28 protein-coding genes are annotated in these 24713 nt (G+C 67.0%); 23 read left to right on the forward strand and 5 right to left on the reverse strand.

Annotated features, from left to right (window positions below):
* Genes E6O51_RS21735 through E6O51_RS02755 form a run of 8 tightly spaced genes read left to right on the forward strand, consistent with a single transcriptional unit; the run spans position 1 to position 11561 of the window.
* Positions 1-177 (forward strand): hypothetical protein, encoded by a 177-nt coding sequence (locus tag E6O51_RS21735; RefSeq protein WP_168735163.1) that lies wholly within the window; start codon positions 1-3, stop codon positions 175-177.
* A gap of 3 nt (positions 178-180) precedes the next feature.
* Positions 181-1347, forward strand: a complete 1167-nt coding sequence (locus tag E6O51_RS22015; protein WP_211091304.1) for a hypothetical protein — start codon at positions 181-183, stop codon at positions 1345-1347.
* Positions 1348-1384: 37 nt separating this feature from the next.
* Positions 1385-1957, forward strand: a complete 573-nt coding sequence (locus E6O51_RS02730) for a hypothetical protein (RefSeq protein WP_136383441.1) — start codon at positions 1385-1387, stop codon at positions 1955-1957.
* A complete protein-coding gene (locus E6O51_RS02735) occupies positions 1954-2541 on the forward strand; it encodes a hypothetical protein (protein WP_136383442.1) in 588 nt (195 codons plus the stop codon). The genes E6O51_RS02730 and E6O51_RS02735 overlap by 4 nt, the downstream gene beginning before the upstream one ends.
* A gap of 4 nt (positions 2542-2545) precedes the next feature.
* The gene (locus E6O51_RS02740) at positions 2546-3070 is read left to right on the forward strand and encodes a hypothetical protein (RefSeq protein ID WP_211091305.1); all 525 of its coding nucleotides are present in this window, start codon (positions 2546-2548) and stop codon (positions 3068-3070) included.
* Positions 3071-3084: 14 nt separating this feature from the next.
* A complete protein-coding gene (locus tag E6O51_RS02745; RefSeq protein WP_136383443.1) occupies positions 3085-5145 on the forward strand; it encodes a hypothetical protein in 2061 nt (686 codons plus the stop codon).
* Positions 5142-11057, forward strand: a complete 5916-nt coding sequence (locus E6O51_RS02750; protein ID WP_136383444.1) for a PLxRFG domain-containing protein — start codon at positions 5142-5144, stop codon at positions 11055-11057. Before E6O51_RS02745 ends, E6O51_RS02750 begins: the two co-directional genes overlap by 4 nt.
* 18 nt (positions 11058-11075) lie before the next feature.
* Positions 11076-11561 carry a helix-turn-helix domain-containing protein gene (locus tag E6O51_RS02755; protein WP_136383445.1) on the forward strand — a complete coding sequence of 162 codons (486 nt, stop codon included), beginning with the start codon at positions 11076-11078 and terminating at the stop codon, positions 11559-11561.
* Positions 11562-11836: 275 nt separating this feature from the next.
* On the opposite strand, the gene E6O51_RS02760 is transcribed toward E6O51_RS02755, so the two are convergent.
* The 4 genes from E6O51_RS02760 to E6O51_RS02775 all read right to left on the reverse strand — a co-directional run bounded on the left by E6O51_RS02760 (position 11837) and on the right by E6O51_RS02775 (position 13279).
* On the reverse strand, positions 11837-12082 hold the full coding sequence (locus tag E6O51_RS02760) for a helix-turn-helix domain-containing protein (RefSeq protein ID WP_230976679.1): 246 nt from the start codon (positions 12080-12082) through the stop codon (positions 11837-11839).
* A gap of 18 nt (positions 12083-12100) precedes the next feature.
* Positions 12101-12421: an addiction module antidote protein gene (locus E6O51_RS02765; protein WP_136383447.1), complete on the reverse strand. Its 321-nt coding sequence runs from the start codon at positions 12419-12421 to the stop codon at positions 12101-12103.
* A 3-nt stretch (positions 12422-12424) separates the two neighbouring features.
* Positions 12425-12721 (reverse strand): type II toxin-antitoxin system RelE/ParE family toxin, encoded by a 297-nt coding sequence (locus E6O51_RS02770; protein WP_136383448.1) that lies wholly within the window; start codon positions 12719-12721, stop codon positions 12425-12427.
* 216 nt (positions 12722-12937) lie between these two features.
* Positions 12938-13279 (reverse strand): Arc family DNA-binding protein, encoded by a 342-nt coding sequence (locus tag E6O51_RS02775; protein ID WP_168735164.1) that lies wholly within the window; start codon positions 13277-13279, stop codon positions 12938-12940.
* Between the two features lie 131 nt (positions 13280-13410).
* On the opposite strand from E6O51_RS02775, the gene E6O51_RS02780 reads away from it, so the two are divergent.
* The 7 genes from E6O51_RS02780 (at position 13411) to E6O51_RS02810 (ending at position 15557) form a co-directional block, all read left to right on the forward strand.
* Positions 13411-13599 (forward strand): hypothetical protein, encoded by a 189-nt coding sequence (locus tag E6O51_RS02780; protein ID WP_136383450.1) that lies wholly within the window; start codon positions 13411-13413, stop codon positions 13597-13599.
* A 2-nt stretch (positions 13600-13601) separates the two neighbouring features.
* Positions 13602-14003 carry a hypothetical protein gene (locus E6O51_RS02785; protein ID WP_136383451.1) on the forward strand — a complete coding sequence of 134 codons (402 nt, stop codon included), beginning with the start codon at positions 13602-13604 and terminating at the stop codon, positions 14001-14003.
* A complete protein-coding gene (locus E6O51_RS02790; protein ID WP_136383452.1) occupies positions 14000-14233 on the forward strand; it encodes a hypothetical protein in 234 nt (77 codons plus the stop codon). Before E6O51_RS02785 ends, E6O51_RS02790 begins: the two co-directional genes overlap by 4 nt.
* Positions 14234-14235: 2 nt before the next feature.
* Complete coding sequence (locus tag E6O51_RS02795) at positions 14236-14574, forward strand: hypothetical protein (protein ID WP_136383453.1); 339 nt, start codon at positions 14236-14238, stop codon at positions 14572-14574.
* Entirely contained in the window at positions 14571-14984 is a 414-nt protein-coding gene (locus tag E6O51_RS22020; RefSeq protein WP_211091306.1) for a Rha family transcriptional regulator, read from the forward strand. The genes E6O51_RS02795 and E6O51_RS22020 overlap by 4 nt, the downstream gene beginning before the upstream one ends.
* A gap of 73 nt (positions 14985-15057) precedes the next feature.
* Entirely contained in the window at positions 15058-15261 is a 204-nt protein-coding gene (locus E6O51_RS02805; RefSeq protein ID WP_136383454.1) for a hypothetical protein, read from the forward strand.
* A complete protein-coding gene (locus tag E6O51_RS02810) occupies positions 15261-15557 on the forward strand; it encodes a hypothetical protein (RefSeq protein ID WP_136383455.1) in 297 nt (98 codons plus the stop codon). The genes E6O51_RS02805 and E6O51_RS02810 overlap by 1 nt, the downstream gene beginning before the upstream one ends.
* Before the next feature lie 565 nt (positions 15558-16122).
* On the opposite strand, the gene E6O51_RS02815 is transcribed toward E6O51_RS02810, so the two are convergent.
* A complete protein-coding gene (locus tag E6O51_RS02815) occupies positions 16123-17424 on the reverse strand; it encodes a sensor domain-containing diguanylate cyclase (RefSeq protein ID WP_168735165.1) in 1302 nt (433 codons plus the stop codon).
* Positions 17425-17840: 416 nt separating this feature from the next.
* On the opposite strand from E6O51_RS02815, the gene E6O51_RS02820 reads away from it, so the two are divergent.
* The 8 genes from E6O51_RS02820 to E6O51_RS02855 are packed head-to-tail and all read left to right on the forward strand — an operon-like array spanning position 17841 to position 24711.
* Complete coding sequence (locus tag E6O51_RS02820; protein WP_136383457.1) at positions 17841-18011, forward strand: Flp family type IVb pilin; 171 nt, start codon at positions 17841-17843, stop codon at positions 18009-18011.
* Between the two features lie 19 nt (positions 18012-18030).
* Positions 18031-18486, forward strand: a complete 456-nt coding sequence (locus tag E6O51_RS02825) for a prepilin peptidase (protein WP_136383458.1) — start codon at positions 18031-18033, stop codon at positions 18484-18486.
* Positions 18486-18995 carry a TadE/TadG family type IV pilus assembly protein gene (locus E6O51_RS02830; RefSeq protein ID WP_211091307.1) on the forward strand — a complete coding sequence of 170 codons (510 nt, stop codon included), beginning with the start codon at positions 18486-18488 and terminating at the stop codon, positions 18993-18995. The genes E6O51_RS02825 and E6O51_RS02830 overlap by 1 nt, the downstream gene beginning before the upstream one ends.
* 18 nt (positions 18996-19013) lie before the next feature.
* A complete protein-coding gene (gene cpaB, locus E6O51_RS02835; protein WP_168735166.1) occupies positions 19014-19952 on the forward strand; it encodes a Flp pilus assembly protein CpaB in 939 nt (312 codons plus the stop codon).
* A 5-nt stretch (positions 19953-19957) separates the two neighbouring features.
* Positions 19958-21316 carry a type II and III secretion system protein family protein gene (locus tag E6O51_RS22440; protein WP_330997881.1) on the forward strand — a complete coding sequence of 453 codons (1359 nt, stop codon included), beginning with the start codon at positions 19958-19960 and terminating at the stop codon, positions 21314-21316.
* Positions 21317-21320: 4 nt separating this feature from the next.
* Positions 21321-22523, forward strand: coding sequence for an AAA family ATPase (locus tag E6O51_RS02845; RefSeq protein ID WP_168735167.1), 1203 nt, complete (start codon positions 21321-21323; stop codon positions 22521-22523).
* A 2-nt stretch (positions 22524-22525) separates the two neighbouring features.
* Entirely contained in the window at positions 22526-23797 is a 1272-nt protein-coding gene (locus tag E6O51_RS02850) for a CpaF family protein (RefSeq protein WP_330997882.1), read from the forward strand.
* The gene (locus E6O51_RS02855; protein ID WP_136383461.1) at positions 23794-24711 is read left to right on the forward strand and encodes a type II secretion system F family protein; all 918 of its coding nucleotides are present in this window, start codon (positions 23794-23796) and stop codon (positions 24709-24711) included. The genes E6O51_RS02850 and E6O51_RS02855 overlap by 4 nt, the downstream gene beginning before the upstream one ends.
* The last annotated feature ends 2 nt before the right edge of the window (positions 24712-24713 follow it).

Genomic DNA, 24713 nt, shown 5'->3' on the forward strand with positions numbered 1-24713 from the left:
ATGACCGCCCCACGCCTCTCCGACCGCTGGCTGATCCACTGGCTGGAGATCGAACCGACCATTTGCCGCTACCAGCAGCCAGTCCCGTTGTCCCGAGTGCTCGCCGAGCATGCCGCCGCCATCGCTGCAGAACCGGTCGATGACATGCCGGCCGCCACCAACATCACGAGGAACTGAACCATGACCACCGCAACCTTGCTCGCAAAACCCGTGCCGCAGTCCGACAACCCGCTGCATCGCTCCCTCTTCTCGCTGCCGCCGCTTCGCCCGAGCGAACAGACCCTGCCGGCCGTGCCGACGCTGCCCCCGAAGCAGCGCGTGACCGGCGACAAGGAAGTCGATGCCGTCCTCTGGCTGCGCGAGGTCATCGGCACCGGCGACGCCGCCCTGATCGCCCAGGCACAGGAAGCGGCGAAGAAGATCCGGACGCCGCTGAAGGAATTGGAAAATCGCTATGCAAAGCACCTGATCGATGCCAGTGGCGGTCAGCCGTTTGCTGCGCTCCCTTCCTTCGGCTTCGCCGACCTGAACGAACTGGCCGAGCGCTCCATCAAGCGCCGGGCCTTGCAGGTCGAGGCGCAGGGCCGGTTCGGCGACACCCTCTTCGATAACACGCCTGCTGAGGTCTTCTGCATCTCCGCATTGAAGGGGCTCGAACCGCAGGAAGACTTGTTCTACCAAATCGATCCTGTCGAAGCGGAAACCCGTTTCCGTTGGCACCCGGCCGAGATGCCGCACACCCTGGCCGACTGCCTGCATGAACTCGCGTACTGGCATGACTTGGCCGGGCTGCGCTATGCGTTCGGAACTGTGAGTGGCGATCAATTGCACGAGGTCGATGCGCGTGAATGCTTCGTGTTCAGCCTCCTCGCTGAGATTCCGCCCCGCAACCGCTCCGAGGCCCGTAGCGTTCTCGACTACCTCTATGCCGCCAGGCGAATGGACGCCATGGAAACGCGGGCAATCCTCGCCAACCTGATCGGCCGACTCCACCACCAGGAACCAGACTCCATGAGACCCGCCCGCTACGCGGAACTCCACGAGGCCGGCCAAGGCGACACCGCCGAAGCGCGTGCGCTGCTTTCCGCCGCGATGCGCTATGCACCACCCGAGTTCCTGGAGATGGCCAGACGAGAAGCGCGAGCACTTGGCCTGTTGCCCGAGCCAGACGGCTACCTGGCCGACGGCACGCGCGCTTACTCCGTCGCCACCGTGGCCGCACATCTCGGCGTCACCGAGGCGGAAGTCATCGAGGGCATCGACCAACTGAGCCTGGAACAGGAAGCGCTCGGCCTTCCCGTCGAAGAGCTTTTCGTCCCTGCAGACGCCGTGCATGGGGCGCATTGACGTCTTGCCATAACCACCATCCACCGAGGAACTGACCATGACCATCCGATCCGCAGTTGTGAGCAATGACAGAAGAACGAACGAAGAACCCCGTTATGCCGGGTCTACCGTCAGCAAGACGGGATACCAAATGATGATCGAGCGCCAGGAAGCCAATGCGGAGCAGATCGCGAGAGCGCGCCGCGCCGCGGAACTGCCTGATTCGCTCTTCGTGGACCATCCGGAAGTGCAGCGACTGCAGGCACTGGTCGCCCAGCGCGAGAACCGGGTGCGCCTGATGAACGATGGACAGCAAGTGCTGCTCATCAGGGGGCGGATTGAGGCCTTGAGGGCGAAGCTCCAGCAGAAGCAGGATGAGATCGAAGGCGCGGCGCTCGACGATGCCTTCGACGAATCCCAAGCCTACGAACGCTCCTACGCGCTCTCGGAAGACATCCGCCGGCTCGAACTCTCCATCAAGTCCGCCGAGCTTGCGCACAAGGTGCTGACAACGAACACCATGGCGCCGAGGCAATCCGAACTGCTGCGGGCAGAGAGGAATCAACTTGCCTCCCTGCTCAAGATGCTGAAGCTCGAACACCTGGATGGCGAAAACGGGGTAACGCCGTGAGATCGATCAGCGACGAGGCCAACATCCTGTTGAACGCCGCGCTGACTCAAGCAGCCGATGCAAACGCCCGTGATTTCGTCGGCAGCATTCTGCTGTGTGCCTCGACAGGGGGTTTCCGCCGCAAGCGCGCGTTGCTGAAGGCCGTCGAGAACACGCGAGAACTGGCTCAGGCGGCCGTCAGCGCTGTGACTGCCGAGACCTTCGCCCTCTTCTGCGGTGAGCGCGTCCGAAATGCGGACGCGGAGACAGCTTGCATTTCCACCCGTCGGGCGGATGGGGCTGGCGTTTCTGCCGCCACCGAAGCCGAGCAGACGATCATCGGAGATTCGTTCGCCAGCATGATCGATTTCGTCCTCTCAGAAATGGAGGCGAAGGACATCCGCTACTGCGACCAGGAAATCGCAAGAGCGCTGGCTGTCTTCGAAGAGCAAGGATTGCTCCAAGGCCCGATCCGCATGCTTTGCGCACGTGTCATCGCCGAGATTTCCTTCCGCATCGAAGAGTATGGGTTCGCCCTGGAGCGCATCGAGGCCATCCGCACTGGCGTCGACAACAATCCTCAACACGGCAATCCGGAGGAGTGAGCCCATGGCCTACGCGGTAAAGCACGCCCGGAAGTCCACCGCCCACATCGTTCTGGAAGCGGTACAGGACCTGCATGCGAAGGAGCAGATCGTCACGCGCGAGACCCTGGCCGAAGTCACGGGAATGAAGCTGGTGGTCATTGATGACCGACTGTCTTACCTGACCGACAACGGCAATGTCCGCCGGGTGCAGCGCGGCGTCTACGTGCCGGTGGAGCAGCACAAGCCAGCCAGGCTCATCACGCGAACTCTTCTGCCGGACGGTACGACGGTGCTGGAGATCGGAGACGAGACGGCGCTCGTTCTCACCCCGCGCGAGGCGCGAATGGTCGGCGAGCTGATGGTCGGGTCGGCGCAGCAATACGCTGCCATCCAGATCGGGCAAGAGGTGGAGCGCCAAAACAACGCTCTTCGCACACGCATCTCCGAACTGCGCCGGGGGGTGGATCAACTGATAGGCGGCAATCCCGGTGTAGGGCTGGATTGCCAATTCCGTGCGGCCGACGATGCGTCATCCGACGAAAACTGAGAGGAGCAGCAAACATGTACGGACTGAGATCCATCATCGAGCGCGGACGGGCGCAAGAGCTTGCAAACGGCGGGCGGGTGCGTGGCCCAGGCACCGGCACATCCGACAGCATCAAGGCCACGGTGCCGGAAGGAAGCTACATCATGCCGGCCGACAGCACCGCACAGGTCGGGCTGGGTTTCGGGCTGCCGAAGCGGCCGACGAAGGCCAACCCGGACGACGCCCCGAAGTTGGGCCTTCGTCGCAATGGCGTGCCTGTGAACCTGAGCAACGGCGAGCATGCCTTGTCGCCCGAGCAGGTGCAGGACATCGGCGCCAAGGTACTCGATGCCGTCAGGGATGCCACCCACGTGCCGGCGCCGAAGCTTGGCCTCCGGCCATTCCTGGCCGATGGAGGGAAGGTGAAAGCGCAGGAGCGTGGTTTCGGTCTGCCCGGCTACAAACCGCCTGCGCCGGCCAAACAGAACACGGATGGGTCGGGGTTCGGACTCAAGCGCCCCCCGCCGCAAGAACAGCCGAAGCTCGGGCTGCCCGACTATGCCACTGTCGCACGCTGGTTGAGCGAGAAGGACGAGAACGGCGCGAACCCGATTTGCGACCTGTACGCGCGCGCGAAGGAAGCCCAGGAGGCGAATGCGCCGAAGCTTGGCTTCGGTCCTACATCGGTGCTCGCCAGGACAAAGGCGGAACGCCAGTCGTTCGCCGATGGTGGTGCCGTCGAAGATGACCCTGAGCGCCGCCGGTTCGCGGGCGGTTTCGGCCAGCCGGCTACCGCACCATCTGCATCGAGGACGCCAAGTACCGAAGCGACCTCTACGCAGTCTGCTGGCGGTCTTCCTGGCTGGGCTGATCGCAACGTCCTGCCCGTCACGCGCAATGCGCTGGATACCGCCGCGCGGGACGCTGAGCAGCGCTGGCAGTCGGGCGACTACAGCGGCGCCATCGGCAGAACGGTGCGTGGCGCGGCAGAGACTGTCGGATCACTTCCGCTGGATGCCTATGAGTACGCTCGCCGCGGCGTTGAAGCGGTAGCCCCTGCGGCGCGCGGGCTGACTGCCGGCCTGGCCGGGGCGCCGTCTCCTGCACCCGCCACAGCCAGCAAAGCGGTGAGTGCCAGCCCGGCAGGCACGCAGCCTGCGACATCCGCGCCCGCCCGCGGCATCGCGCCGTTCAACGCTGCCGACCTGACCGATCAGCAGCGCAACACGGCCGGCGACATCTACCGCGAATCGTGGCAGCGCCAGGCGCCCGGCGGCCTGCGGCGTGCCGGTGGCGACGCGACAGCTCTCTACAACGCCGAGCAGCAGGTTCGAGGAACTGGCATCACGGCGCGCCGCGGCGCCAATGGTGTGATGGAGTTCTCCGGGACGGATGTAACGCGCTCGCCGGCCGGGGCATTCACGGAAGGCGTTGACCTGAACTCCGCCAACGAGAGGATGGCCCGCGCCAATGCAATTCGCGGCGAGACGACGGCGATCCGAGACCAGATCAACTTCAACGCCGGTGGCGGCGGGCTCTCGCGGCAGAAGACGAACGAGGAGATTGTCCGCGACATGCTCACCGGCCCGAGCCGGTCCGGGCGTCAGGTGGCCGCAGGGCTGATCCGTGGGCAGCAGGAAGATGCGCAGGCGATTGCGCGGCTCGGCCTGGACCAGGAGCGTGCGGCCGGCGAGGCGGAGACACGCGGTTTTCAGACGCAGCAGCAGCGCAACATCGCCGCGCTGCAGGACCGTATCGTCAATCCCAAGTCGGCGGCAGACGCCGCACTGGCTTCGCGCTCACTCGCGGCGATTCAGGGGAAGGAGCCGCAGAACGCCCAGGTCATCTACAACGAGGAACTGATTAACCCGGCGCAGCCCATGGCCGGCACCCGCCGCGTGCCGATGATCCTGAACCGCGACGGCACCGCATCGGTGGTCACGCCGCGCGCGGCACCGAAGGCCTTGCCGAATGGCGTCAGCCGCGACGCCGCGATCCAGTCGGCGCGCCGAGCTCTCGAAAGCGGCTACAACCGCGAAGCGGTCCTGGCCCGCCTCGGCGAGTACGGCCTGAGCTTCGAGGACATCGCACGATGAGCGCCGCCGACGACCTCTTCTCGGACTTGGCGCCGAGCCGTGCCGGGCGTACCGCGCCGCCTCCCGCGCCTTCTGCTGCGGACGATCTGTTCGCCGACCTTGCTCCCGGCCGGGGGGCCACAAGGGCAGGCGGGCAAACAGGGGCCGACGCACTGTTCGCCGATCTGGCCCCGCCCAAGCCGAAGCGCAACGCTTTCGCCTACGCGAACGACTTCATGATCGACACCGCGAACGCCGCCGCCGGCCTGGCGAAGGCGGGTGTCGATCTGGTCGCGCCGGGCTCGGCGGCATCGAAGGCCATCGGCGGCTTCATCGAGTCCGGCCAGCAATCGCAATCCGACTGGAAGAAGAAGCAGCGCGCCCAACTCGGCCAGCAGCTTGCCGGCGCCGAAGGCGAACTGGACAAGGCCGGCATCTACCTGAAACACGCCATCACGGAAGACCCGCTCGGCACGGTCGCGGAAGCCGCCGGCAACATCGGTCCCTTCGGCGTCGCCGGCAAGGCGCTGCAGGGGGCCAATGCTGCGGTACGGACCGGCGCCACCATGGGGCTGGCCGGTGGCCTGACGGCGGGCGAAGTGCGCGGCAACATCTTCGAGAAGATCGACAGCACACCGGATGCCGAGCTGCAGGCATCGAGCCCCGAGTATGCCCGCCTGCGGCAGACGATGACCGAGGCCGAGGCCAAGGCGGAGATGGGAGGCAGCTTCGGGCGGAATGCCCCCGAGATCCTGGCGGCCGGTGCCGTCGGCGCGCTCGGCGGGAAGTACGGCCTGGAAGGGATGGCGGCGCGCGTCGCACCGGCCCACGGCCGCATCGCGAATGCCGCCATCGGCGTGCTGGATGAAGGTTCGCAAGGGGCCGTCGAGCAACTGGCCTCGAACGTCGGCGTGCGCCGCGCGCTGCCCGACCAGCCCCTCACGGAGGACGTGGCCCTCAACGCCGCAGCCGAGGGCATCCTTGGCCTTGCTGGCGCTGCGGTGGGGCCGACGCGCGGCGCACAGCCCGCGCAGTTGCCGGGAGAGGATTTCGATGTCGAGGCCGCGCTTGCACAGACCCTGCCGCCGTCCCGGCAGATGGGTCTGGACCCGAACGCCGGCCCGATCTCCGCCGCCGCGGCGCTCGCTGTCGATAGCGGCGCTGCTGCGCCTGCCGTCGAGCCGATGGCCGTCGGCACCATCCCCGACACGGCACCAGCCGGGACTGACAGCGAAGGCGGCGAAGCCGATGTGCTGCCGACGCCGGACTTCGGCGAGTTCGCCGCCTTCACGCCCAACCAGTCGCCCGTCCCGCTGGAGAACGCCCAGCGCCTGGCCGGCGGAACACCGGTCGCGGTCGTGCCGAACGTGGATGGCACCGGCTTCGGGATTGCGCCGGTCGATGCACTGACGCCCGAGCAGCGCACCGCCGTGGCGCGCTTCCAGCCACGCCCACAGCCGGCCATCCAGCGCATGAGTATCCCGCTCGGCACGATGGATGCGGCGCAGCGGGTTGCAGCGAGAAACCGCGAGCGCTCCGGCGGTGAGTGGGTGGCGATACCGCATCCGCGGCAGGAAGGCCGATTCGTGGCCGCGCTGGTGGCGCCGGATCAAGCACCCGTCAGGAACGAAGCCCCGGCCGTTGCCGGCGCTGCGCCGGCAGCTGGCGCCATCGGTCCAGGAAACGCCGACGGCCTCTTCGCCGACCTCGCCCCGCCAGCCACCCGCTGGGCCGCCATGACCCCGGCCGAGCGCCAGGCGGTGGTCGACCGCGCCGGGCTCAACCCGGTGCAGCGCAGGAACGTGCCGGGCATCCCCTGGACGGTGCTGAACGCTGGCCTGCGGGACCGGCTGGCGCAGGCGATGCAGACGGCAGCCCCCGTCGCCACCGGCAACCCGACGGCGGACAGCCTGTTCGTTGATCTGGCACCCGCCGCGGCACCGAGTACGGCTGCACCCGCACCGCAGGTGCAGCGCACGCAAGCAGCGCCCGCGAACATCAGCCGCCAGTGGGATGCCATGCCGGTCGATCAGCGCCAGGCGTTGGCCGCCCGCACCGGCTGGACCACGAAGACGGGCGAACCCAACGTGCTCGCCAAGCGGGCGGCGACGAAGGCGTGGGCGGACCTGAGCGAAGCAGTACGCGGGCGGCTGACGGCCGTGCTTGCCCCTGCACCGGAAGCGATGCCCGGCACCCGCACCCAGCCCGACCAGGCCACCCAGCAGGAGGCCCCCGATGCCCAGCCCGACCCTTACCGCACCATCGACACCCGCGCGGACACGACCGACGCCCAGCGCGACACCGGACGTGCTGCGCTCCGAGACCTTCGCCGACGGATCATCAGTGCGCGTACTGCCCGATCGCCTCATCCTGACGGAAGCCCAATCGCCGTACTCGGCTCGGCCCTCTACGAAGGTTTCGTAGTAGGCCGCGCCAACCAACTGACCGGCTTGCGCATCGACAGCCCGGCCGACCTGGCGAGCCTCGCCCAGGTCTATCGCGATCCGCGCTTCGAGACCTTCCGCGCCTTCTACGTGAAGGACGGCCGCATCGTCGGCGAGACCGGCCTGACCTCGCGCATGCCGGCGGCCGTTGCCCTTCCACGTGCGGACGTGTTCGACGCGGACATCCGCGCGAACATGACCCGCTTCGATGCGGACGGCTTCTACGTCCTGCACAACCACCCCTCGGGCTATGCCCGCCCTTCGTCGGCGGACATCCGCATCACGGAGAGCATCTTCCGCGCCCACCCGGGAGCCTTCCGCGGCCACGTCGTCATCGACCACAACGAGTACGCGGTCATCCGCCGCCTGGATGACGTGGAAGTTGTGAAGGCCCCGGAACTCGCCGGCATCGACTTCAAGAGCCGGCCCGAACTCGAACACGAACTGTTGGGCGTGAAGCTCTCCGGCCCCAAGGACGTGGCGATGATCGGCAAGATTCTGCAGGTACCCAACGGCCACGCGACCATCATCACCACCGACGCCAAGGGACGCGTGCAGTTGCTGGTGGACCTGCCGGCCGCGCTGCTGAAGGACGCCACGCAGAAGGGAATCACCCGGCTGAAGGCTGTTGTGCGCCGGGCGGCGCGAGAGACCGGCAGCGGTGGCCGCCGCTTCCTGGTGCTGCCCGAGGACGGCGAGGTCAGCGACTTCGTGACCCTGATGCAGGAAGGCGTTTTCTCCGACGTGGTGCAGGCGGACGGCTTTTCCCTGATGGATGCCGGCGTGCTGGCCGGGCCTGATTTCATGAAGGGCCGCCTCAAGTCCATGCCGGTGCGCGAAGAGGGCACGCCCTACGCCGACAGCCCGGCTCCGCCGCGTCTCACCCCTGCCGAATGGGCCGCCCACGCCCTGCGCACGAACCGCGGCTGGGCACTCGGTGCACTGACCCGCGACCAGATCACCGACATCTGGGGCAAGACCATGCCCGGCGTGCGCCGCTTCGATGAAGTCGTGCGGCAGATGGACACCGTGCGCCAGCGCAACGCCGAGCGCGCCGACGCCCTGATCGAGCGCTGGCGGCAGTTGCCGTCCACGGTCTCGGATCGTATGTCCGACCTCATGCACCGGGCGACGCTGGCGAAGTACGACCCGGCGGAACACAAGGACAGTCTCCTGCCACCTGGCGAGCTGCAGGACATGCAGAAGCTGTGGGACAGCCTGCCCGAGGCCGCCAAGACGCTGTATCGGGACGTGCGCAACACCTACCGCGACACGTTGTTGGCGATCCGCGACGGCCTCGCGGACCGGGCCGAGAACGCCGGCACGAACGGCGCCCGGGTAGCCGCGCAAATCCGCCTGGAGTTCGACAACTACCTCAAGGACGGCCCCTACTTCCCGCTGGCGCGCTTCGGCGACCTGGTGCTGATCGCCGACAAGGGCAAGGAGCGCATGGTCGAGACCTACGAATCGAGCGCCCAGCGCGAGCTGCGCATGCGCCAACTTCGCCTGGCCGGCTGGACGGTGAAGGCCACCAGCAAGGCGCAGTACTCGGCCACGCGCGACGGTGCGGCCGGCCAGTTCATCGGCGACGTACTGGAGAAGATCAACGCCCTGGACCTGCCGGCCACGCAGAAAGCCAACCTCATGGACAACCTGAACCAGTTGGCAATCGGCACCCTGCCGGATGCGAGCTACCGCCGGCACTTCCGCCACCGGAAGGGCGTGCCCGGCTTCTCGAACGACGCCATGCGCGCCTTCGCGGCGAGCATGCAGCACGCCGGGCACCACATCGCCAAGATTCGACACGCGCACGAACTCTCCCTGCTGCTCGACGAGATGCAGAAGAACCTCCGCGACGCGGGCGGCAACGTCGATGTGACCGCGCAGCAGCAGGTGGTCAATGAACTCTCCCGCCGGCTGGACGCCATGCTGAGCCCGAACACCCATCCGGTGGCTGCCGCAGCCGGGCAAGTGGGCTTCGTGATGTCGCTGGGCGGATCGGTGGCGAGCGGCATCGTGAACATGACTCAGACGCCGTTCGTGACCTTCCCGTGGCTTGGTGCCAAGTACGGCTTCGGCAAGGCCAGCGCGGCGCTCACGAAGGCTAGCCGCGACTACTTCGGCGGCAAGTGGGAGAAGTGGTCAGGCTTCGTGATGGCGGGCAATCCCAAGCTCACCGCCGACGAACAGCAGGCCATCCGTGAGTTGGAGAACATGGGGCTCATCAACCTCACCCAGGCCCACGACCTGGCCGGCACGGCGAACACCGACAGCACGGTGAGCAAGCGCGCCTTCGCGATCAACCGGGCCATGAAAATCATCGGCTGGACCTTCCACGTGCCGGAGGTCTTCAACCGGCAGGCCTCGGCGCTGGCCGCCTACCGGCTCGCACGTGACAACGGCCGGGACCATGCCGGCGCCGTGGAAGCCGCACGCGGGGCGCTGATCCGCACGCACTTCGACTACTCGGCCTCGAACCGCGCGCGCTTCATGCAGGGCAATTTCACGCGCGTCATCACGATGTTCAGGCAGTACAGCCAGCAGATGACCTACCTGCTGTGGCGGAACGCCTACCAGGCGCTGAAGGGCGAAAGCCAGGAGGTGAAGCGGGAGGCGCGCCGGATGCTGCTGGGCGTGGCGGCGATGCACTTCACCGCCGCCGGCACGCTGGGCTTGCCGCTGGGCGTCTTCGGTATCTCGCCGCTGCTGGCATTGCTCTCGATGGGCATGGGCGACGAGGACGACCCGTGGGACTGGGAAACCGAGTACCGGAAGATGCTGGCCGATGTGTTCGGCGTGGAAGCGGGCGAAGCCATCGCGCACGGCCCGCTGCGCATGCTGCTCAACGTCGACATGGCTTCCCGCGTCGGGCTCGGGGATCTGTGGATTCGCCCGCCGGCCAAGGAAGCCGAAGGCCGCGATCTGGTGGAAGCCTGGATGCTCACCCTGCTCGGCCCGGTGGCGGGCTACGCCGGCCAGATGGGCACGGCCGCCCAGGCCTTCGACGAAGGCAAGTTCGCCCGTGGCGTGGAAGCCATGATGCCCAAGTTCGTCAGCGCCCCGCTGAAGGCCTATCGGTTCAGCGACGAGGGTGTGCGGTCCTGGCGCGGTGACGACCTCGGCATCGACCTGACGCCGGCCGAGATTGTGGGGGCAGCGCTGGGCTTCCAGCCGTCGCGCATGGCCGAGATGTACGAGGGCCGCAGCGCGGTGAAGGGGCGCGAAGCCCGGCTGCAGGATCGGCGCTCGGAGATCCTGAACATGTGGGTGGCGGCGAACATGGCCGGCGACAACGCGGCGATGACTGAAGCCGTGCAGGCGGCACAGCGCTTCAGCCGCCAGAATCCCGAATTCGCGCTCGGCCCCACCCACTTCCAACAGGCCTATCGCGCCAAGATGCGCAATGCTGCACAGATCAAGGATGGCATCTACCTCACCCGTAAACGTGAAGGGCTACGCGAGGAAGGCGCCTTCGCGAATGTGCACTGACTCTGCTGAGAAAACCACATGACACGAGAAACCAAAGCAAGGAGGGGGCGGCCTACCGCCTACCGCGAAGAGTGCGCCGAGCAGGCGCGCAAGCTCTGCCGGCTCGGCGCGACCGACGTGGAATTGGCGGACTTCTTCGAAGTGAATGCACGGACTATCAACCGTTGGAAGGCCGAGCATCAGGAATTTTGTCAGTCCCTAAAGGCGGGCAAGGCCGCCGCTGATGCCGAGGTGGCTGATCGGCTCTATCAGCGCGCCCTTGGATACTCGCATCCGGCCGTCAAGATCATGAGCATCGCCAACCAGGTGGTGCGTGAGGACTACACAGAGCACTACCCACCGGATACCACGGCGGCAATCTTCTGGCTCAAGAACCGTCGCCCAGACCTGTGGCGTGACCGCATCGACAATACGCACTCGGGTCCGAATGGTGGCCCGATTCAGGCGCGCATTACGGTTGAGTTCGTGAGGACTTCCAAGCACGAGGACAACGGCGCGATTTGAAACCTTGGCTAGCGCTGCCCTGAGATACCCGAAACTATCGGGTATGTGGAGCTGGTTGCGGTAGGTACGCACAGACCGCCAAAGCCGATGAACTGGTTTCCAAGTCTGAGGTTTCCAGGCGAGTTTCCAAGGAAACCGCGTCGTGAGAACACTGGTACGCACCCTGGTACGCAGGCCGGTACGCACGAAATTCACGTAGACCACCCCTCTGCGGTCCCGCCAAGATACCCGGAATCACGGGTATGTAAGCGCACGAATCGGCGGCGTGTTTCTACTCACCCGGCCAGCGCCCGCAGTACGTGTTCCGGATCGTTGTGGATGGCGCGCAGTAGCGCCTTGGCCGGGCCGGTGGGTTCGCGGCGCCCTTGCTCCCAGTTGCGCAGGAGGCCCACCTGCACATCGATCACCCTGGCAAACCGTGCCTGCGACAGCCCGGTGGCCTTGCGGATTTCCTTGACCTGCAGCGCATCGACGGCGAACTCGCGGGACGGCTGACGCTCGCCGCGGCGGATTTCGTCCATCGTCATTGCCCCCACGTTCTACGCATGGGCGCGCTCGCCATGCACCGGCACCGCGACCAGCTTCACGCCCAGGGCCGCGCACACGCGGCTGATAGTCTCGAAACGCGGCTGGCTGGTGGGGCGCAGCGCCTTGTACAACGCCTCGCGTGTGATGCCCGAAGCCTTGGCGATGTCGGACATGCCGCGGGCGCGCGCCACCGTGCCGAGCGCGTCGGCAAGCGCCGCGGGGTCGTTCTCTTCCAGCACGATGGTCAGGTATTCGGCGATGGCCTGTTCGTCCGGCAGATGCTCGGCCATGTCGAATTCGGGCAGTTCGGAAACCTTGATCTTCCTGGTCATGGTTCAATCCTCCAGCTTCGCGGCCAACGTGATGGCCTTGGCAATGTCGGTGGCCTGTGTGGATTTGTCGCCACCACCCAGCATCACGATCAACACTTCGCCGCGCTGCACGTAGTACATGCGCCAGCCCGGTCCGAAGAACTCGCGCATCTCCCACACCCCTTCGCCCACCGGCTTCACGTCGCCCAAGTTGCCGCGCTGGACCTTCTCCAGCCGCCGGGCCAGGCGTAGCCGCGTCATGCCGTCCTTGAGGCCAGACAACCATGCGGCGAATTCCGGGAGTTGGCGAATCGTGTACATGGCCGCATTGTAATCGTTCGATTACATCAGTCAAGGCCGTACTTGCGACGACTCTCTGGTGATGGATCACCGCTGCGCCGGCCAGCGGTCAAGGGCCTATCTGCGGCTCATGCTGTCGCAGGGCATCGAACCATTGCGGAGGCATTGCGAACACCTGTGTCCACCCCGCGTACCTTGGTCGCCATTGCGACGACCGAGGATCACGCCATGCCAGACCTACCGATCACCACCAGCAGAAGCCTCGCGCTGCAGCGCCAGCAACTCCGCTTCGAGCTGCCGCACCGTGCGGATCAGACCCTGCACTCGCGCGCTGGGTCCGGCTGCCTGACCGCCCTCATAGGCCGGCACCTCCTCCGCTACTTGGCTGCCCACCACGGGCACCAGAAGGCCGGCCGCTTCCAGCCTGAAGGACTGCTCCAGGCGGAAGACGATTTCGGCGTTCAGCGAGCGGCCGGCCGCTTCGGCTGCGGTTTTCAGGCGGTCGCGCATCCCGCCGGGGAAACGGACGATGTACTTGTCGGCGTGACGCGACTCGGAATCTTGGGGCTTTCTGCTCATGTGCGGATTCTGCTGGCCTGATGCCATAAAAACAATTGATGGCCTCAGGCCATATTTTGCCTTGGCGGATCATGGCCTGAGGCCATATCGTTAATCGCATGGCGATAGGCCATGCACAAGGAGAAGCACGAATGAGCACACGCAATGAAGACAAGTACATCTTGCGGTTCGAACAGCCCGGCCACCGCGACCGGCTCAAGGAACTGGCAGCGCGCGAGAAGCGCAGCCTGAACAAACAGATCCTGGTGCTGATCGATGCCGGCGAAGCGGCGATGTACCCGGCGCACGGCGGCACCACCAACGCGAACAAGGAGGCATGACCATGGCACGCACCACACAAGGCGCGACCGCGCCCAGCACCGCCAAGAAGCCAACGCCCGTCGAGGTATCTGGCGACCGTATCCGCAACCTGACGGATGCCATCAACAACATGGATAGCGCGGCGCATCACGGGCTTTCCGAAATCTCGGCCATTGCCAGGCTCACCTTGGCGGCGATGGAGACGCCGCACCCCTATACCTTTCCTGAATTGATCGCCCAAGCGCTACGCGCCATTTGGGAGAAAGCCGACGACATCCGGGGAATCATCGGCTGCGAGGCCGAGGATGTCGGCTGCGAGAACCAGGACGAGGCCTCAGATCGTCGCCTAGATGCGCACTGCCTTCCCAAACGGATTGAAGCCTTGCCCGTTGCCCATGCCGCTTCAGAAGGGGGTGCAGCATGAAGGCTACCGCACAGCAACGCACCGCCGCCGAGGACGACATGGATCAAGTCGACCCCGCGCTCGGCCACGCCAACGCCATCCTTGATCTGATCTTCACTCTCGCCAGTACCGGGGACATCGAAGGGCTTTGCGATTCCACTCTGAGCACGGCCACCGGCTTTGCCATGGAACTGATCGAAGGGGCGCGCACGGCCCTTGACGCGGAGCGCGCCGCTCAGGGGAGGGCTTGAGCATGAGCACGATGCAGAACGTGATGATGAACCTGTTCGAGCACGCGAAGCGCAGCATGGACGACGCAGACATGAAAGAGGTTGCGAACCTCACCGACTCGGCGGCCGACGAAGCGCGCCGCCTTGCTGCCATCTGCGAAAGCCTTGGGTGCCTGATCTCCTCAGACGGCGACAACAGTCCCATGGCGGGTAGCTTCCGGGATTCAGACGAGGTATCCGGGCTGTTGTGGGCTTTGGGGCATTCGTTCGACACCATCGCGGCAATGGTTGAAGTGGGTGACGAAGCGACCTTCCACTTGAACGAGCTGCGGATGAAGAAAGCGTCGGAGGGCCAGGCATGAGCAATGGCAACGTGATGCGCGACATCCGCAGCATGTTGGAAGCTCTCAAGCGGGATTCAAATCTGAATCCTTTTTGTAAAACAACAACCTACATTGGCGAGAACGGTCAGGAGTACGAGCAGTACGAACTCGACAAGGACACGTGCCTTACCCTGCTGTTGGGCTATGAACCCGTGGCGCGCATGAAAGTGGTCAAGCGTTGGCAGGAACTCGAAGCCAAGGCCGCGCCGGCCCAACTCGCCGAAGGGTTTGCCAACATCGAGCCCGAAGCCTTCTCCGAACTGCTCGATTGTTTCGACGACTTCAAGCACCACTGCCAGGCCGGGATGGAACTGGCCGACTGCGCCACGGCCCGCCTGCTGGCCGTTGGCATGTACATCGCAAACCTCCACGAAGGAGAAACAGCATGAACGCCCTGATCCCCACGGCCCGCCTGCTCTGGCCGTCGGTGACCCAACACGCCAAACAACAGGAGGTGAAGCCGTGATCCAAGCGAACGACGAAAGCATCTTCCGCGCGATGTGCCAGCTTGAAGGCCTGCTCGAACTCATGGTTGTAGCCTCGGCCGAAGTTCATCTCGGTGTCCATGAGAGCGTGACAGCCGATTGCACCGAACTGTGTCTGAGCCTCGCCAGGGAAATCAGCGAGAAGTATGGGAGCGTGCACAACCTTGAGAGGACGAAGTGATGAGCCAAGAACAGAAAGGCACCGACCTGGAAGAGCGCGACGGCGTCGTGACCATGTCCAAGGGGCGGCAGCTCGTGGCGCTGGAAGCAGCGTGGGAGATCGAAGCGTTGTGCAACACGCTGCGTAATGCCGTGGCCCCGAACGATGACATGGAGCACCTTGTCGTGCGCGGCCTGGCGTTGCGCATCAGGGAGCTGGCAAGGGCCGCGATGAGCGCTACCGGCGACGAAGTGAGCCGCACGCGGGACATTGCAAGGCGTGTCGGATGCGACGACGCGGAGGAAGCCCCCGCCTGACACCGAGCAACAGGCCAGCACCACCAGCACCAGACCCGCCCGCGTGGCGGGTTTTCTTTTGGGCGCCTGTCGAGCAGCAACAGGCCGCCCCATTCTCCCGCAACAGCAAGGTTTCTTAGCCAACCTGCTGCCTACCAGCAGGCCACCCTGCCACCTCTGGCGCCTCTGGCGCCTCTGTGAGGTGGTGAAACGTCACCCCATCTCTGCACATCCCCGATAATTTCGGGTTGGTCGCGGCGGGGAAGCCGTTTCTGGAAGGACGTCCGGTTGCAGGCCATGCAGGAGCGCGGAGGAGCAAACCGCCAAATCGGCGGTTTGGGTTTCCAGAGAGATTCGGGGAAGCTGCGACCGACAGCCTGCAGGCCAAGTGAAGACAGCAGGGTGTCATCATGTGAGCTTGGGGGCAACTTTGGGGGCAACTATCAGAACGGCAGTTGTGAATTCCTTGCTATTAAAGGTGATATCGAGATAGTTCAATGGCCCCCGGCCCACCAGTCACCGAACCCCAACCGCCCCCGCGGTTGGGGTTTTCTTTTTTGCTGCGCGCGCGGCGATGCCCCGTCGTTCAGGCTGCTCCCGACGCATGCAGCACGTAGCGGTTCTTGCCCTGCTGCTTGGCCTGGTACATCGCGTGGTCGGCGCACTCGAGCAGGCCGTCGACCGACGTCGCGTGATCGGGATAGACGGCGATCCCGATGCTGACACCGACGTGGAAAGTCTCCTCGCCGACCGTGACCGGACGGTTGACGGCGGCGATGATGCGTTCGGCCGCCGCCACGATCTGGTTCACCTCCAGCACCGGCTCGACCAGGATGGTGAATTCGTCGCCACCCAGGCGGCTCACGGTGTCGGCTTTGCGCACGCTCGCCACGAGCCGCCGCGCCACCTCCTGCAGCAGATGGTCGCCGGCGTCGTGGCCGGCGCTGTCGTTGACCGCCTTGAAGCCGTCCAGGTCGAGGAACATCACCCCGATGCGCCCCTGGGTGCGGTCGGCTCGATAGACGGCATGGCCGAGACGGTCGTGGAAAAGCGCGCGGTTCGCCAGATGCGTGAGCGGATCGTAATGGGCGAGGTGCTGCAGTTGCTCGGTCTGCGCCTTCTGCGCAGTGATGTCCGAGGACACCCCCACGTAGTGGCTCACCCGTCCCGTCTCGTCGCGCAAGGCCGTGATCGACAGTGCCTCGGCGAATAAATCGCCGTTCTTGCGCCGGTTCCAGACCTCCCCCTGCCATGCTCCTTCGTGCTCCAGCGCCTCCCACATGGCGCGGAAGAAGCTGCGCTCGTGCAGCCCCGAAGCGAGCAGGCTGGGCGAGTGGCCGATCACTTCCTCGCGCCGGTAGCCGGTCGTGTCGCAGAAGGCCTGGTTTACCAGGACGATGCGCCCGGTCGCGTCGGTCACCAGCACGCAGTCGCGCGTCTGGGCGAGCACTGCGGTGGCGAGCTGGCGTTGCGCCTCGTCGTCGCGCGCCTCGGTGCGATCACGCCCCCTGAGCGTCACACGACGGATCGGCCTGACCGCATCGGCGACCGCGCAGGCACTCCAGCGCACGGTGCGCCGCCCGGCCGCCGTGTCGAGCGCACTCTCGTTGCTGTGTGCCTGCCCGTCGGCGAACGCTGCCGCGACGAGCTCTGCGGCGAACCGGAGCGGATCGGCAGTGAAGCTCTCGCTGCACAGGCGCTTGGCGGCCGGGTTGCGGTAGACGCAGCGCGGCGCTCCGGAAGAAGTGCGACGAAACACGAACACGAACCCGGGATCGGCCGCGCAGGCCGCATCGAGCGCTGCGGCGCGACGGCGCAGCCGGCCTACGTAGCGGACCACGACGATGGTCGCGGCCACCATCGCGATGGCAAGGAAACCCGCAGCCACGACTGTCGGGGCAAGGCCGCCCTCCCCCGCCCCGGAACCCCACACCGGACCAGCACGCACGAGCCCCCCAGCGACCGCCGCCCACGCCAGACGGCCCGCACGGGCAGGCGCAGGCGAGGTAGACATGTGGGCGGGAGTGGAACGGGACATGGGGGAAGGACGCGCGAATACATGCAACAACATTATGTAGCGCGCGCGAACATCCACCAATCGGACCTCGGTTCAGGTTCGGAGAAGATAGGATATTTCCGATAGTAGTTATAAGAATTATCTGATTCGTGACGTACTTCACGCTGACTTCGGCATGCCTCGTACGGGAAACCCCTGACGTTGACACCCATCAAAATCCGACAGCCGGCACCGTGACACTCTTTGCTCCAGATCAAGAATTCATAAATTTTCATCGGGAGAACAGCATGTCCGTCACACAACTGCTTGCGCGCTTCGTGCGCGAAGAGGAAGGCGCCAGCGCCATCGAGTATGCACTCATTGCCGCGATGGTCGCGGTTGCCCTCGTTGCATTCGTCACTCCCATAAGGGAAGCGGTTACGGCCATTTTCGAGCAGATACAGGGCGCGCTCGAATAATCGGCGGGGACGTTTCCTCATGGACCCACGCTGGCTGGTGGCGGCGTGGGCGGTGGCAATCGCCTTGTCGGATGCGCGCTGGCGCAGGATTCCCAACGCGCTCACGCTCGGGGTGTGTGCCGCAGCCCTCGTCGTCCTCGCCCTCGACGGCCGCTCGCTGCTCGGCGGTGAGCCGTGGAATGTGGCGGGCGCCGCGGCCATCGCGCTCCTGCTCACCGTGCCGGGCTGGCTCACCGGGAGGCTGGGGGCGGGCGACGCGAAGTTCCTGCTCGCCTTCGCCTGTCTGTCCGGCCTCGAAGCGGTGCTGATCACGTTCGCCGTGGGCGGGCTGACAGCCGGGGCGCTCGCGCTGGGCGTGCTGGTGCGCGTGCCGACCTTCCTCTATCACCCTGGCGTCGACTGCCGCCGCCCGCTGCCCTTCGGCACCTGTCTCGCGGTCGGCATGCTGGCGGCACTCGTCGCGGGAGGCCGCTGATGCGTATTCCCATGCCCCGCGGCCCCGCATCCTGTCGCATCTGTCCGCCGCCGCGTCAGCGCGGGGCGGCCGCGATCGAGTTCGCCCTGCTCTTCCTGCTTTTCTTCGTGCTTTTCTACGCCCTCGTGAGCTATGCGATCGCGATGCTGATGGTAACCGGCTTCGAACACGCCGCCCTGGGCGGTGCCCGCGCCGCCATCGCGGTCGACCCCGGCGCCTTCAGCGGCGGGACCTACATCGCAGAAGGCGTGGCGCCGCGGGTGCGCGAGAGCGTGGCGCGCTCCCTCGACTGGTTACCCCCGGCGGCCAAGGCCCGAGTGCTGGGCGAAGGCAACACCAACGTCGGGGTGGCCTACGGTGCGGGCGTGCTCACCGTGCGCGTGCGCTATCCGGACTACGCCGCCCAGCCGCTGCTGCCGGTACTCGTGGTACCGCTCATCGGCCCGGTTCCCCGGCTGCCCGAAGATCTGGAGGGGCAGGCCGTAGTGGAACTCGTTCCCTCACCCTGAACGCGGAGGTTCTCCATCTTGAACAGCATCGTGTTGCGCAGCCTGGCGGGCGTGCTCGCGGCGGGTGCCCTGCTCGCGGCCTGGCTCGGTTACCGCCTCGGCTCGGAACCGGCCGAACCCGAAGCCGCGCCGCCCGCCGCGCACGTTCCGGTCATGGCGCCGGCCGTGCTCGCCGCCCGGCCCATCGCACCGGGGCAGCTCATCGGCGCGGAGGATGTGACGCTCGGAGCCGTCGAGGAACCGGCACCCAAGGGCGTGGGCCGCGTGGAGGCGGTGGTCGGGCGCCTCGCGGTGGCGCACGTGGCGTCGGGCGAGGCGGTGCTTCCGGGACATCTGGCCCAGCAGGGGGCGGTCACGCCGCTGCTCGGGGCGGGCGAACGGGCGGTCGCGGTGAAGGTGGACGACGTCGTGGCGGTGGGCGGCTTCCTGCGTCCCGGCGACCGCGTCGATGTGCTGCTCTACCTGCGCGCCGAACGCGAGACCGACAACCGCGCCTCGGCCCAGGTCGCACTGGAGAACCTGCGCGTGCTGGCGGTGGGCGAACTGGTGCCGGAATCGCCCGAGCCGGCTGGCGCATCCGAGGCCGCGTCCGGGAAGGACGGACTGGTTTCACGCAGCTCGGGCGACTCGCGCGAGGACGCGAAGAAGAAGGCCGGTGCGACCCGCGCCGTGGTGCTCGCGGTGCCGGCGGCCGAGGCGGCGCGGCTGATGCTCGCGGCCTCCGGCGGCACCCTGCGCCTGGCGTTGCGCGGCAATGCCGAGATGGCAGCAGCGGGCACGGCGCCCATCGCTGCCCGCCCGCTGCGCCTGGATGAACTCGCCCGCGGCGAGGACGCGTCGGCACGGACGGGCGGCACACAGGCGCCGCGCACGGCAGCGCGGCGCGTCGAATCCGGCCACCGCGTGACCGGACACCGCGGCGAACAGGTGGAAGTGGTTTCCGTGGGGGCACGGTGAGGCAGATGATGAAGAACTGGATCCGGAGAGCTTGGCCGTTCGCGGCGGTGCTGATGCTGGTCGTGGCGGGAATCGCCCGGGCAGAGGGCGGTGCGGTCGAAACCTTCGCCGTCGAGGCGGGCAAGCAGGAGGTGCTGGTGCAGCCTGCACCCATCGTGCGCTGGGCGATCGGCGATCCCGAACTCGCCGGCGTGATGGTGCTCAACGCGCGCACGCTGCTGATCACGGGCAAGCGCACCGGGGCGACCTCGCTCCTGGTATGGGGTGCAGGCACGGCGGGCAGCCCGGCGCGCCGCTATACGCTCGCGGTACTGCCGGGGGGCGACGGCGCCGGCACGCTCGCGCCCGCCCCCGCCGGCCGGGAACTCGTGCTGCAGGGCGAGGCGCCCTCCCTTGAAGCGCACGGGCGCAGCCGCCAGTTGCTCGCCCGTGGTGGCGGCGAAGGCGCGACGCCCCTCGACGCCAGCCGCAGTGCCTTCGACGGCCAGGTGCAGATCGACATCAAGGTGGTCGAGGTGAGCCGGCAGAGCCTGATGGACGCGGCTTTCTTCTTTGGCCGCAACAACCGCCACGGCAGGCTGGCCGCGCTGTCCGGGCGCGGCGTGCTGGACAGCATCGAGAGCAGCAACGGTGGCTGGACGGTGAAAAGCGCCACCGGCTTCCTCTCCAACCAGGACGCCTTCAACTTCGCCTGGGGTAACGCCGGGGCGGGGCTGCTGGCCACGCTTTCCGCACTGGAAGCGAACGGCTTCGCCTACACCCTGGCCGAGCCCTCGCTGGTGGCCCTGTCGGGGCAGACCGCGCGCTTTCACGCCGGCGGCGAGATTCCCATTCCGCTGCGCACCGGCAGCGGCGACGGCAGCAGCGTCACCATCGAGTACAAGGAATACGGCGTGCGTGTGGCGCTCACGCCCACCGTGCTCGACGGCGAGCGCATCTGGCTCAAGGTGGCGCCCGAGGTGAGCGAGCTCGACTTCGTCAATGGCGTGCAGATCGGCGGCTTCAGCGTGCCGGGGCTCACGGTGCGCCGCACCGACACCAGCCTCTCGCTGGGCAACGGCGAGAGTTTCGTGATCAGCGGGCTCATCAGCCGCAACACTCTGAGCCAGGTGGACAAGTTCCCCGGCCTGGGCGACCTGCCTCTCATCGGCGCCTTTTTCCGCTCCACCCGCTTCGACCGCGACGACAAGGAACTGATGATGGTGGTGACCGCACACCTGGTGCGCCCGCTCGCGCGCGATGCGCGCATGCCGCCCCTGCCCGGCGCGGCCGAGCACGAATACAAGCCAAGCTTCTTCGAGATGTTCTTCCAGACCGCCCCGGTGGCGGCCCAGACCACCACCGACTCAGCGACAGGCGAGTAGCCGCATGAACGAGCGCAACAGCTTCATCGTCGTCACCCAGCGGCCCGACTGCGTCGCCTGGCTCACCAATGCGCTGCGCGAGGAAGGCGAGGTGCTGGAGGCCGAGAGCCCCTCGCTGGAACGCATCCTGCAGCTTGCCGATCTGGCCGGCGCTTCCGAGATATTCGTGCATCTCACCGCCGAGGGCCTGCGCCAGGAGGCGGTGCTGATCGAGAGCCTGGTGGCGGCCAAGCCCTTCCTGCCGGTGCTCGCCATCGGCGACAGCATGGACAACGTGCTGCTGCTCGCGGCCATGCGCGCCGGGGCGCGCGACTTCATCACCCTCAAGGCGCAGCAGAGCGAGCTGCTCTCCATGGTGCGCCGCATCAAGCCGCGCGAGAACGGCGGCCAACGCACGCCCGGCGAACGCCGCGGCAAGGTCACCGCGGTGGTGAGTGCGCGCCCCGGCAGCGACGCGCCCATGCTCGCGCTGCACCTGGCGCTGGCGGTCCAGGAGCGCGAGCCGACCCTGCTCCTCGATCTCGGCATGCCCCACGGCGATACCCTGATGTACCTGGGGCTGCAGCCCTCCTACAGCTTCGTCGATGCGGTGCGCAGTCTGCGGCGCCTGGACGTGACCCTGATCGAGACCGGCTTCGCGCGCCACCGCTCGGGCCTGTCGGTGCTGGCGATGCCCGACGAGCCGTGGTCCATCGGCCAGATGACCTCGGCCGACGTATACCTGCTGCTCTGTGCGCTGCGCTGGCATTTCGCCCACCTGGTGATCAACCTGGGCGGGCTGGTGCGTTCGGAGTTCCTGCTGCTGATGCTGAGCAACGTGGACAACATGGTGGTGCTCGCCGAGCAGAGCGTGCCGAGCTGCAAGCAGAACATCGGCCTGCTCAAGTACCTGCGCGAGAACAAGATCGACCTGGCGCATGCCGGGCTGGTGGTCGACCGCTACCTCACGCGCATCCCGCCCGACGCCGACGGCATCGCGCGTTCGTTCGGCCTGCCCCTGTGGGGAACGCTGCCGCCCTCGGGCTTCACGCGGCTCACCGCCATGAACTGTGGCGAGAGCCTGTTCGAGATCGCGCCCAAGGACCCCTATACCGTCGGCGTGCGCCACCTTGCCCAGCGCCTCGTCGGTGAGCGCACCGACGCCGCCGAGCGCGGCCCGGGCTGGCTCGGGCGCCTGGGTGCGCGCCTGCGCGGCGCGGGGGCCTGATCGTGGACCTGCGGCTGCTCGGCTTCGAATACGGCCTCAAGCAGGCCGAGAACTTCCAGGATCTCAAGTTCCGCCTGCATCGCCACCTGATCGGCGAGATCGAGCGCGACCGCCTGAACCTCGCCGAGATGAGCCCGGCCGAACTCGCGGTCTATGTGCGCGACACCGTGTCGCGCTACCTGCTCGACAAGCAGTTGCCGGTGAGCGGCTACGACCTGGACAGCCTCGCCGAGGAGATGGTCGACGAGCTCACCGGCTACGGCCCGCTGGAAACGCTCATCAAGGACGACCGCATCAACGACATCCTGGTCAACGGCGCACGCGCCATCTTCGTCGAGCGCGACGGCAAGCTGGAACGCACCGCGCTGCGCTTCATCGACGACGACCACGTGGTGCGCGTGATCCGGCGCATCCTGGCGCCCTTGGGGCGGCGCATCGACGAATCCAGCCCGCTGGTGGACGCGCGCCTGCCCGACGGCAGCCGGGTCAACGCGGTGGTGCCGCCCATCGCGCTCGACGGTCCCTGCCTGTCCATCCGCAAGTTCCGCCAGGACCCGCTGCAGGCGGGCGACCTCCTCTCCTACGGCACCTTCGACACCGATCTCCTCGCCTTTCTCACCACGGCCGTCAAGCGCCGCTGCAACATCCTCGTCTCCGGCGGCACCGGCGCGGGCAAGACCACGCTGCTCAACGTGCTGTCGCGCTTCATCAGCGACGACGAGCGCATCGTCACCATCGAGGACGCGGCCGAGCTGCAACTGCGCCACGAACACGTGGTGCGCCTCGAGACCCGCCCGCCCAACGTGGACGGCATGGGTTCGGTGGTCGCGCGCGACCTCGTGCGCAACGCGCTGCGCATGCGCCCGGACCGCATCGTGCTGGGCGAGGTGCGCGGCAACGAGGTCATGGAGCTGCTGCAGGCCATGAACACCGGCCACGACGGCTGCATGAGCACGGTGCACGCCAACAATTCCGCCGACGCGCTGCTGCGGCTGGAGATGCTGGCCGGGCTGGCCGGCTTCCAGGGCAAGGAGCAGACCCTGCGCCAGACCATCGCCGCCTCCATCGAACTGGTGGTGCAGATCGGCCGGCTCGCCGACGGCAAGCGGCGCATCCTCGCGGTGGTCGAACTGGTCGGCGTGCGCGACGGGCAGTTCGTGCTCAACGAACTCTGCCGCCACGACGCGGCCACCGACCGTTTCGAGTCCGGCAACGCACGTCCGGTGTCGCCCAAGCTCGACGACCTGCGCCTGGGGCCGGGAGGGTTCGCATGAATCCCTATTTCGCGCTCGCGCTGTTTCTTGCCGGCCTGCTGCTGGCGCTGGCCGGCTGGTCCTTCGTGTCGGGGCGGCAGGCCCGCGTGCGCGAGAAGGTCGAGCGCCACTTCGCCGGCATCATTCCCGGCGAGGCCCAGGCCGCCGTCACGGCACCGCGCCCCGGCGAGGCACGGTGGTGGCAACGCGCCCGGACCCGGCTCGGCGGGGCGCTCGGATACCAGTTCCGCCGCCGCGACCTCGTGCTGTGGCCCGCGGCGCTTGCCGCGGCTGCCGTGCTCGGCGGCACGTGGCAGGGCGTTGCCGGCGCCGCGTTGGTGCCGGCGGGAATCCTCGCCGCCGCCGTGCTGGTGCTGCGCATGCGCCTGGCACGCCAGCGCGCACACCTGGTGGCGCAGTTGCCGGTCTTCCTCGACCTGATGCTGCGCGCGCTCGCCACCGGCCGCGACGTGCACTCGGCGCTGCGCCTCGCAACCGAGGAATCGCAGGACCCGCTGCGCGAACTGATGATGCGGGTGAGACGCGAATCGGAACTCGGCGTGGACCTGGGTGAAGCCCTGCGCAACGTGGCCGAGAGCCGGAAGATTCCCGAGATCGGGCTGGTGGCCATGGGCCTCAAGATCAGCTACCACTTCGGCACCAGCCCGAAGGAGATGCTGGCGTCGGTGATCACCATGATCCGCCAGCAGGAGCGCGCGCGCGGCGAACTGGCCGCGATGACCGGCGAGACGCGCATCTCGGCCTGGGTGCTGGGCTTGCTGCCGGTCGGCGTGGCGACCTACATCGCGCTCACCAACCCCGGCTATATGGCCGCCATGCTCGACGACCCGACCGGGCGGCTGACCTTTGCCGTGGCGGCAGGGCTGCAGGTGCTGGGCGTGCTGATCCTGTGGCGGATGATGCGCAGTGTGTGAGG

This window comes from Pseudothauera rhizosphaerae, from assembly GCF_004801305.1.
Classification (GTDB): Bacteria; Pseudomonadota; Gammaproteobacteria; order Burkholderiales; family Rhodocyclaceae; genus Pseudothauera; species Pseudothauera rhizosphaerae.